Annotated in this window: 11 protein-coding genes; 8 read left to right on the top strand and 3 right to left on the bottom strand. The window is 60.3% G+C overall.

Translation table 11 applies throughout. The annotated features are described in order from the left end of the window. Nucleotides 1–81 precede the first annotated feature (81 nt). The 4 genes from pcaQ (at nucleotide 82) to WNY80_RS00540 (ending at nucleotide 6,472) form a co-directional block, all read left to right on the top strand. Nucleotides 82–999 carry a pca operon transcription factor PcaQ gene (pcaQ, locus tag WNY80_RS00525; protein WP_342885386.1) on the top strand — a complete coding sequence of 306 codons (918 nt, stop codon included), beginning with the start codon at nucleotides 82–84 and terminating at the stop codon, nucleotides 997–999. Between the two features lie 143 nt (nucleotides 1,000–1,142). Further along, nucleotides 1,143–1,913: a DeoR/GlpR family DNA-binding transcription regulator gene (locus tag WNY80_RS00530; protein ID WP_342886274.1), complete on the top strand. Its 771-nt coding sequence runs from the start codon at nucleotides 1,143–1,145 to the stop codon at nucleotides 1,911–1,913. Between the two features lie 273 nt (nucleotides 1,914–2,186). Continuing rightward, nucleotides 2,187–3,332: an efflux RND transporter periplasmic adaptor subunit gene (locus tag WNY80_RS00535; protein WP_342885387.1), complete on the top strand. Its 1,146-nt coding sequence runs from the start codon at nucleotides 2,187–2,189 to the stop codon at nucleotides 3,330–3,332. Next, nucleotides 3,329–6,472, top strand: coding sequence for an efflux RND transporter permease subunit (locus WNY80_RS00540; protein WP_342885388.1), 3,144 nt, complete (start codon nucleotides 3,329–3,331; stop codon nucleotides 6,470–6,472). The genes WNY80_RS00535 and WNY80_RS00540 overlap by 4 nt, the downstream gene beginning before the upstream one ends. A 91-nt stretch (nucleotides 6,473–6,563) precedes the next feature. Here WNY80_RS00540 and WNY80_RS00545 read toward each other — a convergent pair whose 3' ends face one another. Beyond that, nucleotides 6,564–7,535 (bottom strand): SLAC1 anion channel family protein, encoded by a 972-nt coding sequence (locus tag WNY80_RS00545; RefSeq protein ID WP_342885389.1) that lies wholly within the window; start codon nucleotides 7,533–7,535, stop codon nucleotides 6,564–6,566. A 589-nt stretch (nucleotides 7,536–8,124) separates the two neighbouring features. On the opposite strand from WNY80_RS00545, the gene WNY80_RS00550 reads away from it, so the two are divergent. The 4 genes from WNY80_RS00550 to WNY80_RS00565 are packed head-to-tail and all read left to right on the top strand — an operon-like array spanning nucleotide 8,125 to nucleotide 11,991. Then, nucleotides 8,125–9,168, top strand: a complete 1,044-nt coding sequence (locus tag WNY80_RS00550) for an ABC transporter ATP-binding protein (protein ID WP_342885390.1) — start codon at nucleotides 8,125–8,127, stop codon at nucleotides 9,166–9,168. Beyond that, entirely contained in the window at nucleotides 9,165–10,061 is an 897-nt protein-coding gene (locus WNY80_RS00555) for an ABC transporter permease (protein ID WP_342885391.1), read from the top strand. The genes WNY80_RS00550 and WNY80_RS00555 overlap by 4 nt, the downstream gene beginning before the upstream one ends. Continuing rightward, on the top strand, nucleotides 10,058–10,891 hold the full coding sequence (locus WNY80_RS00560) for an ABC transporter permease (RefSeq protein ID WP_342885392.1): 834 nt from the start codon (nucleotides 10,058–10,060) through the stop codon (nucleotides 10,889–10,891). The genes WNY80_RS00555 and WNY80_RS00560 overlap by 4 nt, the downstream gene beginning before the upstream one ends. A 32-nt stretch (nucleotides 10,892–10,923) precedes the next feature. Further along, nucleotides 10,924–11,991 (top strand): extracellular solute-binding protein, encoded by a 1,068-nt coding sequence (locus WNY80_RS00565; protein WP_342885393.1) that lies wholly within the window; start codon nucleotides 10,924–10,926, stop codon nucleotides 11,989–11,991. Between the two features lie 63 nt (nucleotides 11,992–12,054). Here the strand turns inward: WNY80_RS00565 and WNY80_RS00570 are convergent, their stop codons facing one another. Further along, nucleotides 12,055–12,912 (bottom strand): ABC transporter permease, encoded by an 858-nt coding sequence (locus tag WNY80_RS00570; protein WP_342885394.1) that lies wholly within the window; start codon nucleotides 12,910–12,912, stop codon nucleotides 12,055–12,057. Next, nucleotides 12,902–13,672 carry an ABC transporter ATP-binding protein gene (locus tag WNY80_RS00575; protein WP_342885395.1) on the bottom strand — a complete coding sequence of 257 codons (771 nt, stop codon included), beginning with the start codon at nucleotides 13,670–13,672 and terminating at the stop codon, nucleotides 12,902–12,904. The genes WNY80_RS00570 and WNY80_RS00575 overlap by 11 nt, the downstream gene beginning before the upstream one ends. Nucleotides 13,673–13,734 lie beyond the last annotated feature (62 nt).

Below are 13,734 nucleotides of genomic sequence, written 5' to 3' on the forward strand. Positions count from 1 at the left end.
AGCCAAAACCATGATCTACTTTACATATTGGAATGGAAATGAATAATGATTTTTTATTGCTTTAATAATAGCGAATTCGATATGGATATTTCGCGACGCATCAAAATTCGGCATCTGGAAGCTTTCGTCGAAGTCGCTCGCCAAAAGAGCGTCGGGAGGGCGGCGATCACCCTGTCGCTGACGCAGCCGGCGGTGACGCGAACCATCCGCGAACTGGAGCAGATCGTCGGCGCGCCGCTGATCGAACGGGATGGCAGGGGCATCCGGTTGTCGCACCAGGGAGAGGTCTTTCTCTCGCATGCCGGTTCCGGGCTTGCCGCGGTGCGCGGCGGAATAGCGGCGCTTGCCAATGTTGCGACCGCGGCTGGCCCCCCGCTGCGCATCGGCGCATTGCCGACCGTGTCTGCCACCATCATGCCCGGCGCGGTGGCCGATTTCCTGGCGTCGGGGCTGAAAAGCCCGTTGATGGTAACGACTGGCGAAAACCGGGTGCTGCTCGACCAGCTGCGCAAGGGCGACCTCGACCTGGTTATGGGGCGGATGCCTGCGCCCGAGAACATGGCAAGCCTTCGTTTCGAACAGCTTTACCGGGACCGGGTGGTGTTCGTTGTCTCCAACACCCATCCGCTGGCGGGACAGCGGCAGGTGGCGGCGGATATTCTCTCGCGTCATCCGGTTCTGGTCCCGCCTGCGGGATCGATCATCCATCCCTTTGTCGAGCGGGTCATGCTGGAGCAAGGCATGGCGCCGCCGGCCCAGGCGGTGGAGACCGTGTCGGACAGTTTCGGCCGCGCCTTCCTGCGCTCAACGGACGCCATATGGATCATTTCACGCGGTGTGGTCGCCGCTGAACTCGGATCCGGCGAGTTCGTTGCGTTGCCGATCGATACCGGCTCGACCATGGGCGCCGTGGGCCTGATCACCCGCGATATCGACCGTCCGCATGATGCGGCGCTGTTTTTTGCCGACATCCTGAGGCGGCGCACGGCGCAAAGCTGAGCGGGGGGCTGTTATACGTTGCTGGCGATGGCGTCCGGCACAATCACCCGGGTTATCAAGCTGAAACAAGGAACGCATTGTGATTTTCGTTTCTTTCGTTTTAAAATGGACCCGAAACCAGCGAACGTCGGAAAATCATGCTTATGTACCTCGCGCCGCGCCATTCGGAAATTGTTGAACTCGCCAAGACCGAGGGCAGGGTTCTGGTTGACGATCTGGCCAGCCGTTTCGAAGTGACGCCGCAGACCATCCGCAAGGATCTCAACGATCTGTGCGAGCGGCAATTGCTCACACGCATCCATGGCGGCGCGGTCATCCCCTCGAGCACCCAGAACATGGAATATGCGCAACGCGGCAAGATTGCGGCTGCGGAAAAGCAGGCAATCGGCATCGCCGCAGCTGCACTGATCCCGGACAATGCATCACTCTTCATCAATATCGGCACGACCACAGAGGCGGTGAGCCAGGCCTTGCTGCGGCACGGGCGGCTGATGATCATTACCAACAACATCAATGTTGCCAACAGGATGCGTCCCTATACCCAGTTCGAGGTGGTGATCGCCGGTGGCGTTGTGCGTGCCTCTGACGGCGGTATTGTCGGCGAGGCGGCGGTGGATTTCATCCGGCAATTCAAGGTGGATTACGCGGTGATCGGCACCTCGGCGATCGATCCGGATGGCGCGCTGCTCGATTATGACTTCCGCGAGGTCAAGGTGGCGCAGGCCATTATCGCCAATGCAAGGCAGGTGATCCTTGTTGCCGACTCGACCAAGTTCGAGCGTACCGCGCCGGTGCGGATCGGTCATCTCGAGCAGGTTGACACCTTCGTCACCGATCAATGTCCGGATGACAGGGTGCGCAAGATCTGCCGCGAATTCGATGTCGAGCTGATCGAAACCATGCGGCAGCCCTAGGCCTGGCCGCAGCAAAACCGGAATTATTACCGGGCTCGACAGGTTGCTAATATCGAAAATGCGCTATCTGTTGCAGTGAAGTCACTGTATGACGGCTTTAGCGTGAAAGCCGCCATTTCTGGGCTGTTGAGCTTTTTTGGTCTCGCTGCTGCCACTATATAGCCCGAAACACTGGTATCCGATTTCAATCGATTTGCCGTCCGCATGCGCGTTGTCAACCGGTGCAGCTTCAGCTGCGCCCTTGCGCAAAACAATTTTGAGAGCAGGTTTTCTATGGCCAAGCCAAGGTTTCACACCATTGCAGCATTCGTCGTGCTGGCTGTATCCGCCGCATGGGTGCTTACCGGCGAGTTCTCGTCAATTGGCAGCGCGGCAAATGAAACGCCGGGCGAAGAGGCCGATGCCGCGAAGACGGCTGCGCCTGCGGAAAAGGTATTGCGCACGGTGGCGGTGATCGAACCTGCCTTCGTCCAGCACAACCGCATCATCCGTATCTCCGGAGTGACAACGCCGGACAAGCGCACGACGCTTGCAACCCGCAGTGCCGGGATCCTCGGTGAGCTGAAGGTGAAAAAGGGCGACACGGTTCAGGCCGGCGATGTGGTTCTGGTGCTGGATGGCGCCGAAAAACAGGCGATGGTGGATACGGCCAAAGCGCTGCTGGACCAGCGCCGCAAGGAAGCCGAGAACATCGAACGCCTGGTCAAGAACGGGATTTCGCCGACGACGCAGAGCGACAGCGCCCGTTCGGCGCTGGCGTCGGCGCGTTCGCAACTCGAAGCTGCGCAGGCCGACCTGGACCGGCTGACCGTGGTGGCGCCGTTTTCGGGTGTCATCGACCAGGTGATGGTCGAGGAGGGCAGCTGGCTGCCTTCGGGCGAAGCGGCGGCGGTGCTTTTGCAGCTCGATCCGGTGGTGGCGCTGGGCGAAGTCAGCGAGCGGGAGATCGCCTATGTCAGCGTTGGAAGCGAAGCAGATGTGCGGCTGATCAGCGGCGACGTCGTTTCCGGCACGGTGCGGCATGTCAGCCTCGAGGCCACAGCGGGCACACGGACATTTCCGATCGAGGTCGCGATTGCCAACCCGGACAACGAGATCCCGGCGGGCATGACCGCCGAAATCATGATCAAGTCCGAGGCGGTAACCGCCGTCAAGCTGCCGCGCTCTGTGGTGACGCTGGATGCGGCCGGCAATCTTGGCCTGCGCATTCTCAATGAAGACAACACGGTCGGGTTTGTGCCGATCGACCTGATTGACGATTCACCTGCAGGTCTCGTGCTCAGCGGTGTTCCGCAGAACGCCAAGATCATCGTGGCCGGCCAGGATCTGGTCAGCGACGGGGAAACCGTCAATGCGGTGCCCGCCGACACCAGCCTGATCACCGGCGCGACCGTCAAGGCTGCGGAGAAGTCGCAATGAATTTTGTCGATGTCGCGATCCGCAATGCGCGGCTGACACTGGCGGTTCTTTTGTTCCTGATCGTTGCGGGAACGATGTCCTATATCTCGATTCCGAAGGAAGCCGAGCCGGATATCCAGATTCCGATCATCTATGTCAGCATGGCATATTCCGGAATTTCACCGGAGGATTCGGAGCGTCTGCTGCTCCGTCCGATGGAAACCAAGCTGAAAAATATTACCGGCATCAAGGAAATGCGCTCGACCGCCTATCAGGGCGGCGGCAACGTGATCATCGAGTTCATGGCCGGGGCCGACCTTTCCAAGGCGCTGGATGACGTGCGCAACAAGGTATCGGACGCCAAGCCCGACCTGCCGCAGGGCGCAGACGAGCCGACGGTCAACGAGGTCAATATCTCCGAGTTTCCGGTGCTGGTGGTGACGCTGGCGGGTGATGTGCCCGAACGCGCCTTGACCCGTGCGGCGCGCGAACTTCGTGACCGGATCGAGGAAGTCAGCGGCGTGCTCGATGCTTCGCTGCAGGGCGCGCGCGATGATCTGGTCGAGGTGATCATCGACCCGGTCAAGCTGTCGTCCTACGGTATGCAGCTCGATCAGCTGATCGCCGGGGTCAACGCCTCCAATTCGGTGGTTGCCGCCGGTGCGCTGGAAGGCGTGGAGGGGCACTATGCGGTCAAGGTGCCGCTGCTGATCGAAACCGCCGAGGATGTCGCAAACCTGCCGATCATCGCCGGTTCGAATGCGGTGGTGCGGGCACGTGACCTTGCCACCATCCGCTCGACCTTCAAGGATGCCGAGACGATCACGCGGCTCAACGGCAAACCGGCCATCGCCATCGAGGTTTCCAAGCGCACCGGCGCGAACCTGATCGAGACCGTCGATGCGGTCAAGGTGGTGGCAAACGAGTTCAAGACGCTGTTGCCGGAAGGCGCGGTCATCGGTTTCAGCCAGGACAAGTCGACCTCGATCCGGCAATTGCTGAGCGATCTGCAGAACTCGGTGCTGACGGCAGTCATCCTGGTGTTCATCGTGATCCTGTATGCGCTGTCGGGCAGGGCGTCACTGCTGATCGGCTTTGCCATTCCGGCGTCGTTCCTGATGGGCATCCTGGCGCTTTCGCTGGCCGGGCTGACGGTCAATATCGTGGTGCTGTTCAGCCTTATCCTTGCCGTCGGCATGCTGGTCGACGACGCCATCATTGTCACCGAATTCGCCGAGCGCCGGATGAGTGAGGGCATGGACCGGAAAGAGGCGTTTTCGCTGGCGGCCAAGCGCATGGCCGGGCCGGTGGTGGCGGCGACGCTGACCCGTGTCGCGGCGTTTTCGCCGCTGTTGTTCTGGCCGGGCATGGTCGGCGAGTTCATGAAATACATGCCGATCACGTTGATCGCGACGCTGTCGGCTTCGCTGCTTTACGCATTGGTGTTCACACCGACGCTGGGCGCGATGTTCGCCAAGCCAACTGTCGAGGACGGCCCCAAGCGCGACGGGCTTTACATGCGGTTTGTGGCGCGTGCCGTCCGGCATCCGTTCATCGTGGTGTTCTGCACACTGGCGGCGCTGATCGTAGTGCCTGTCGCTTATGGCAAATACGGCAATGGCGTCGAGTTCTTCCCCAGTGTCGAACCCGATTACGGACTGCTGTATGTGCATGCACGCGGCAACCTCTCGCTCGATGAAAAGGACGCGGCTGTCCGCATGGTCGAAAACCGGGTCATCGGTTGGCCTGGCCTGACCAGTGTCTACACCCGTGTCGGCAAGGTCAGCGGCGGCGGCAACGATGTTGCCGAAGACGTGGTGGGCGTGATCCAGTACGAATTCGTCGACTGGCGCGAGCGCAAGCCGGCGGGTGAAATCCTTGATGATTTCCGCCGCGAGCTGACCGGATTCCCGGGCGTCGATATCGAAGTCCAGGTGCCCCAGGGTGGCCCGCCGACCGGCAAGGCGATCCAGATCCAGTTGTCCGCCGTCGATCCGGCGGGGCTTGCCGATGTGGCGAGGCAGGTGGCGGCGCAACTCAAGCAGACGCCGGGAGTGATCGACATCTCCGATGGCCTGCCGCCGCCAGGTGTCGACTGGGAAATCAAGGTCGACCGCTCGGTGGCCGCGCGTTACGGCATCGGACCGGCTTCCGTCGGTACGGTGGTGCAGCTTGTGACAACCGGGCTGAAGCTGACCGACTATCGTCCGGCGGGCGCCGATGACGCCGTCGATATCAGGCTGAGACTGCCCGAAGACCGGCGGACGCTTTCGACGCTGGACGATCTGAGGATCGAGACCAGCCAGGGTTCGGTGCCGATATCCAACTTCGTCACCCGCGAACCTGCGGCCAGCGTCGGCACGCTGACCCGGATTGACGGGGTTCGGACCATCACCGTTTCCGCCGGAATCAGCGAAGGCATCCAGGCCGACCCTCTGCGGCAGGGCATTGTCGCCGAACTGGAGAAGGCGGATCTCAATTCGATGGGGATCCGCTGGAAACTGGCGGGCGAGGATGAAGAACAGAAAGCGGCCGGCGAGTTCCTGAGCAAGGCGGCGGCGGCTGCGGTGTTCCTTATCTTTGTCGTGCTGCTGGCGCAGTTCAACAACTTCCTGTCTGTCGGACTGGTGTTGTCGGCCGTGGTCATGTCGACCATCGGTGTTTTCCTCGGACTTCTGATCACCGGACAGCCGTTTGGCATCGTCATGACCGGTATCGGGGTTATTGCGCTGGCCGGTGTGGTGGTGAACAACAACATCGTGCTGATCGACACCTACGATCATCTCAGGCGGGAGGGCAGCGACAAGCTCGACGCCATTCTCGAGACCTGCCGCGAACGCGCACGGCCTGTGGTGCTGACCGCAGTCACCGCGATCCTGGGTGTTTTGCCGATTGCCTTCGGTTTCAACCTCGAGATCATGGCGCATGAGACGACCTATGGCGCGCCTTCAACGCAGTGGTGGATCTCGCTGTCGAGCGCCATCGTGTTCGGGCTCGCGTTCTCGACCATACTGACGCTGGTGGTAACGCCGTCGCTGTTGATGATTGTCACCCGCTCGAAAGACAGCAAGGTCACGGCCTGGTGGCTGCGTGTGAAAGCGCGCGTCGGACTTGGTGGCAAGCAGGACCTGCCGGACGCGCCGGGCGAGGCTGCGGAGTAGCGGTTTTCATCTCCATGACGGATTGATCAAAGGGTGCCCGGATTTTGCTATCCGGGCGCCCTTTCTTTGGAAAGGCTGCCTGATGCCGGCCTTATTCCGGCAGGCAGATCTGCTTGCCGCGGATTGCCTGCGCGGTGCGCACCACAAGTGTTGCAACGGCGAAGGACAGAACGATCACAAGTCCAAAGCCGATCATCCTGTGGCCGTAGGAACCGGTTTCGTGGGCGAAGACGAAGGAGGCAACGGAAAGTGCGGCCACGGGGAAGGTCAGCGCCCACCAGGACAATGCGAAGGGCAGGCGGAAGAACCGCGGTGCCTGGGTCAGCACGATCAGGGCAAAGACATAGCCGGTGTTCAGAAGGACGCGGGCGAAGGCGTCGACATCACCCGTCAACCTTACCCATGCAACAAAGGCCACTGCCGGCGGGGCGATCAGGATCACCAGTGTCGGCATCAGCCGCGCAGGCAGCGGTTCGTGAAAGATCAGGCGGTTCATCACCAGTGTCAGCAGGACAATCCAGAACAGCAGGCCGGCGGAGAAGAACAGCCAGGACAATTCGATCACGCCGAAATCGACGCCGGCGAGAGGCACCAGCACATTGCCAACCGCCGGGATGAACCAGGCCGGCGACAGGTGCAGCGGCTGGAAGGAGCGGTGACCGATCCAGTTGGCGATGACACTGAGTGACAGAAGCCCCTGGGCCGCGACGCCGATGCTCCAGATAACGTAAGCGGCAGCCGGTATCTGCGGGGCCATTGCAGTTCCCAGCAGCAGCAGCGAGATCGAGATTGTCGGGAAGAAGGCAATGCGGACCGGATGGTTCCATTCGGCGAGGACGGCGCCGGGGTGCCGCACCAGCTTCAATCCGTAGAAGAAGGCCAGGACCGCAAACACGGCGACGGAAGTTCCCAGGATGAATTGCGAGACGTTGCCTGCCGATCCTGCGGCCTTCTCTGCTGCGGCCATGGCCAGCGCCAGCCCCAGCAACCCCATCATGACGGCAAAGAAAGTGACGGGGAAGTTTTCCAGCCGGTCAGGTTCGGCTCCAGACATGTCGACCATTTCGAAACAGCTCCTTAATTGGATTTCCACCGATGAATTGCCCAATCCTGTCTTGTCGGTCCATGACAAGGATCAAACGGGACGCACAGTTGCAGAACACTGGTGGAGGTGGGGCGCCAGTGCGCGCAAAGGATCGCTTGTTCAGTTGTAGCAGGCAGGGCCGCTGAATAGAACTTAACTTGTTCATATTAAAGCTGAAACCGGATCGTCAAAATTTGTTTTCCCGGTTCTGTGCGGTGAGCCTCACCCTACCCAAATCATTCGTGATCAACTCGATCCCGCTCTCGCAACCAAGCCAGTTCTTGTCGCATTTGAGACATTCCGGCGAGCTTCAGCGACGCCGAAACCGGTCGCATCAACTTGACATCATCATCTAATTGCTGAACGATCATTCAATATTAAATGGGGTTTCAGCCGCGGATGGCTGTGGTTCCCGGCGTTTCAAATCCTCTGGGGCGCAACCTGAATGCGACTTTCCGGTCGTTGAATTTTTCAAACAGGAGTGCCTTTGAAAACCTCGACACAATCTGACGGAGAGCCGTCGCCTGCAGATGACAATTGTGCGGTTGCAGTTCGCTCCCTGAGTAAAGTGTTTGGCACTGGCGCCAATGCATTTCGAGCACTCGACGATGTGTCGGTGGATATCCAGAAAAACGAGTTTTTCACCTTGCTGGGACCGTCGGGCTGCGGGAAGACGACGTTGCTGAGGCTGATCGCCGGCTTTGAACAACCATCGTCCGGCGCGGTTCTGCTCGATGGAATAGACCTGTCGTCAAAGCCGCCCTATCAGCGCCCGGTCAATACGGTATTCCAGAACTATGCACTGTTTCCGCATATGACCGTGTCGGAGAATATCTCGTTCGGTCTGGAAATGCTGGGCCGGCCCAAGGAGCAGATCAAATCGGTGACGGCGGAGATGTTGCGGCTGGTGCGGCTCGAGGCCATGGCCGACCGCAGGATCACGCAGATCTCCGGCGGCCAGCAGCAGCGTGTGGCGCTGGCGCGGGCACTGGCGCCGCAGCCAAAGGTTCTGTTGCTCGACGAGCCGCTGTCGGCGCTTGACCTGCAGCTGCGCAAGGAGATGCAGCTGGAACTCAAACGGCTGCAGACCGACACCGGCATTACCTTCGTGTTCGTCACCCACGACCAGGACGAGGCCTTGACCATGTCGGACCGGATCGCGGTGATGAATGGTGGCGAAATCCTGCAGATCGGTTCACCGCGCGAGATCTACGACAAGCCAAAACATCGTTTCGTTGCCGGGTTCATCGGCGAGATCAACCTGCTTCCGGCCAAGGCCGCGGGTGAGGGCGAGTACATGATTGCCGGTGTCGGAGGCTTGCGCTCCGACGACAGGTCCGGATTGGGAATGGGCGCGGCTGCGATGATCGCGGTCCGTCCCGAGCGCATCAGGATCGTAACGCCAACGCCGGGCGCATTGCCGGGTGTGGTGTCGAATGTCGTCTATCACGGAACCGACACGATTGTTCATTTCAAGCTTGCCGATGGGGTGGAGATGCGCGCCCGGCTGCAGAACAACACGGCGCAAAGTCGGTCGTTTGCCAAGGGTGACGAGATCGGCTGGTCGGTTGATGCGTCCTCGGTTTCCGTTCTGGCCGATGACCCGTCATGACCCGGGCCGGTAAAAACACGTTGTTTCGCGTGCTTCTGATCGGGCCGGCGCTGCTGGCGATCACAATCTTCATGATCGTGCCGCTGGGTCTGATGGCTTATATCTCGTTCAGGGGCAGGGACTATACCGGCGGTGTGCTGTGGGACCAGTTCAGTGCCGAGGCCTATGTCAGGCTGTTTTTCGAGCGCGAACTTGATGGCACCCTGGCGCTGAACTTCAATTACATGTTCATCATCCTGCGCTCGGTCTGGCTGTCGTTCCTGACCATGGTGATTTCGCTGGCCGTGGGGTTGCCGGTGGCGATGTTCATGGCCACCCGGGACCGCAAATGGAAAGCGGTTCTGGTGTTCATGGTGACGCTGCCGTTCTGGACCAATCTGCTGGTGCGCAATTACGCCTGGATCCTGCTTTTGCGCGATCACGGCACCATCAATTCCACGCTGATGTGGTTGGGCATCATTTCCGAGCCGCTGCCGCTGCTGCACAATGCCTTCGCGGTCGCTGTCGGGCTCACCTACTCGTTTTTGCCGTTCATGGTGCTACCGATCTACTCGAGTCTTGAGAAAATGGATTTCCGGCTGGTCGAAGCGTCGTTCGATCTCTACGCCAACCGCTGGCAGACCATCCGCCGGGTTATCCTGCCGCTCGCCTTGCCGGGTATCGTCGCCGGCTGCGTGCTGGTGTTCGTTCCTGCACTTGGTGCCTACATCACGCCGGAACTGCTTGGCGGCGGCAAGACTCTGATGATCGGCAATCTGATCGGGTTCCAGTTCGGTGCTGCGCGCAACTGGCCGTTCGGCGCGGCTTTGGGGCTGTTCCTGCTGGCGCTGGTCCTGTTTTCGCTGGGGGCCTATGCACGGCGGTACCGCGGTACGCTGGAGGGATCGGAATGAAGCTCAATCCATTCCGCCGCCGCTCCTTTCCCGGCGACGCCCGGCATTGGCCGGGGCTGTTTACCGCCACGGCAGCTTTCTTCGCCTATGTCTATCTGCCGATCCTGATCCTGATTGCGCTGTCGTTCAATGAAAACCGGACGGTGACCGTCTGGACCGGATTCTCGCTCGACTGGTACAAGATGGCGCTTGCCAACCGCGACATTGTCGGGGCTGCCACCAACTCGCTGATCATCGCATCAATCGCCTCGGTGAGTGCGACGACGCTGGCCACGCTGGCGGCGCTCAGGATGGCGAGCAATGACCGGTTCCTCGGCAAGACCGGCATCAACGCCGTGTTTGCCCTGCCGATCACCGTCCCCGAAATCGTGCCTGCCGTGGCCACGCTGATGTTTTTTGCCAGCCTTGGCTTCACATTCGGTCTCGGCACGGTGATCATCGGGCATATCGTCTTCTGCATTCCCTTTGCCTACCTGCCGATCCGGGCGCGGCTCGAAGGCATGGACCCGAAGATCGGGGAGGCGGCGGCTGATCTGTATGCCAACCCGATCCAGGCATTCTGGCGGGTGACGCTGCCGCAACTGATCCCGGGAATCCTTTCGGGACTGGTGCTGGCATTCATCATCTCGCTGGATGATTTTGTCACCACGTTTTTCCTCGGCGGTGCGGGCTCGACCACATTGCCCATCTACATCTTTGGATTGGTAAGAACCGGCGTTACCCCGGAGGTCAACGCGATCTCCTCGCTGATGCTGCTCTTGTCACTCTCTCTTGTCTCCCTGTCCCTGTTCCTGGGGCGGGACCAAAACCGGAAATCAGGGCCCGGTTGAGACGCAAAGCCCACAAACAATTGGAGCAACTCATGATCAAGAACAACAGGGTAGCAAGGCATACGGCCAAATTGCTGATGGCGTCGGCAATTGCGCTCACCGCTTTGAGCGGCAGCGCGATGGCGGCCGGCGAACTGCATCTTTACAACTGGTCGAACTATTTCGCACCGGAGCTGCTCGAGCGGTTCGAGAAGGAAACCGGCACCAAGGTGACGGTTGACAACTATGCTTCGGAAGAGGACCTGCTGGCCAAGCTGCAGGCAGGCGGCAGCGGATATGATGTGATCTTTCCCGGCAGCACCACTCTCGGAGTGATGGTTTCAAAGGGCATGCTGGCCAAGATCGACGTCTCCAAGATGGAGAATTTCAAGAACCTGCTTCCGGCGTTCACGACCATGGCAGGCGATGAAAACCGCGATTATTCAGCACCCTACATGTGGGGCACGACCGGATTTACCTACGATCCGGCAATGGTCCCCGGCGGCAAGATGGAAGAGAGCTGGAAAGCGATCTTCGAGCCGGCCGAAGAGCTGAAAGGCAAGATCGCCATGCTCAACGAAATGTCTGACGTCTGGAACGCGGCAGCTTATTACAAGGGCATCGACAAATGCACCGAAGACCCGGCCGAAGCTCAGGTGATCCTCGATGTGCTGATGGCGCAGAAGCCGGATGTGAAGCTTTATTCCAATGACGGCACAATCGACCGGATGATTGCCGGCGAAGTTCCCGTGCACATGCAGTGGAATGGCGCGGCGCACCGGGTGAAGGCCAAGAAGCCTGAGGTTGTCTATGTCTATCCGAAGGAAGGCACCACCTTCTGGACCGATGTGATCGCGGTGCCGAAGGATGCGCCGAACATGGAAGCGGCCAAGGTTTTCGTGAACTGGATGATGTCGCCTGAGGTGGCTGCGACCGCGTCGAACTACACGGGCTATTCCAACGCGGTTGCCGGTTCCGGCGAGTTCCTGAAAGACGATCTCAAGGCTGACCCCGCGGTCAACACACCGGCGGAATACAACGACCGCCTGCGCGCCTACAAGGCCTGTTCGCCGGCCTCCAAGGACCTGCGCGAAAAGGTCTGGACCAAGCTGAAGTCGTAATCTGGAAATATCTATGAAGGGGCCGGGCGCTTGGCTGCGTCCGGCCTTTTTTGTGCAATCAGTTCAGGCGCGCCAGCTTAGCAGCATGCGTTCGGCCCGGCTGATCAGCCAGCCGACTGTCAGGCCAAGAACCGAAAGCATGGCCACGCCTGCGATCAACTGATCTGTGGCAAACAGCGCACCGGCCATGAGGATGTAGGCACCGATGCCGAACTCGGCTCCGATCATTTCAGCGGCGACAAGCAGGATGATGGCAATGGAGGCGGAGATGCGGAAGCCGGACAGGATCGCGGGCAGGGCGCCCGGAATGATGATCTTGCGGACGATCGACATCCACGACAGGCCGAAGGACTGGCCCATGCGGATCAGGTTGCGGTCGACATTGTCGACGCCGCCATAGGTGGCGATGACGGTGGGAAAGAAGGTGCCAAACAGGATGGTGGCGACCTTGGAGCCTTCACCGATGCCGAACCAGATGATGAACAGCGGCAGAAGTGCGATCTTGGGGATCGGAAACAGCGCGGTGATGAACGGCGAGATACCGGCACGCACCAGCGAGAACAATGCGATGGCGAGGCCGACAAAGACACCGATCAGACTGCCGAGGGTCCAGCCGACAACCAGCCGGTAGAGGCTTGCCGAGAGATGCTTCCAGATCATTCCGGTCTCGAACAGATCGGACAGAGCACCGGCGGCTTCCGAGGGGGCGGGCAGGGCGATGTTGGAAATGAAGCCGGTTTGCGAGCCGATTTCCCACAGGATTATCAGTGCGACGAACAGCAGCGGTGCAATGAAGCGGTGCTGGGTGTGAACGAAACCGGCGCCGCGGAACGGCACAGGCTTGATCTTGCTGCTTTGCTGCAGGTCGCTGGCGTTGCGCCGTGGCTGGTTGCGCGCTTCGTTGGTGGCATCAAGCGACATCGGACAGCTCCCGGTCGGCGGCACGGGCCTCGTCGCGCATGGCCTCCCACAGCCTGCGCTGGATGGTGGCGGTTTCAGCCGGATAGTTGATCCGTTCGGCCAGCGGAATGTCGATGTCGACGATCTCGCGTATTTTTCCGGGGCGTCGTGACAGCATGACGATGCGATGGCCGAGCCGCACGGCTTCGGCGAGGTTATGGGTGATGTAGCAGGCGGAAAAGCCGACCTGTCCCCAAAGCTCGATAAGATCGTCCATAAGCAGTTCACGGGTCTGGCTGTCGAGCGCGGAGAGCGGTTCGTCCATCAGCATGACGGCCGGGTTGACCGACAGCGCCCGGGCGATGGCAACGCGCTGCTTCATACCGCCTGACAATTGCCTCGGCCAGGCATTGGCAAATTCGCTGAGCTTGGTGCGGGCCAGCACGTCGGCGATGATGGCGCGGGCCTTGTCCTTGCGCACCGAATGATCCTCAAGCACCAGGCTGATATTGCCCTCGACGGTGCGCCAGGGCAGCAGGGCAAAATCCTGGAACACATAAGTCAGCGGATTGAAACTGTCGGCTGGCGGGTCTCCGGCAATCAGCGCGGCACCGGCATCGGGTTTTTCGAGTCCGCCGAGGATGCGCAACAGGGTCGACTTGCCGCATCCGGACGGGCCGACGATGCAGACGATCTCGCCCGAGCCGACCGACAGCGATATGTCGCTCAAGACTTCAATATCGCCATAGGAATGGCTGACTTGATCAAGGATCAGTTCCATTGTCTCGGCATCCTGGGTTCGGGTGGTGAAGCGCACCCCGCAGCGCATGCCGTTGCGGGGTG

Origin of the sequence: Hoeflea sp. AS16, assembly GCF_038900095.1 — a bacterium.
Lineage (GTDB): Bacteria > Pseudomonadota > Alphaproteobacteria > Rhizobiales > Rhizobiaceae > Hoeflea.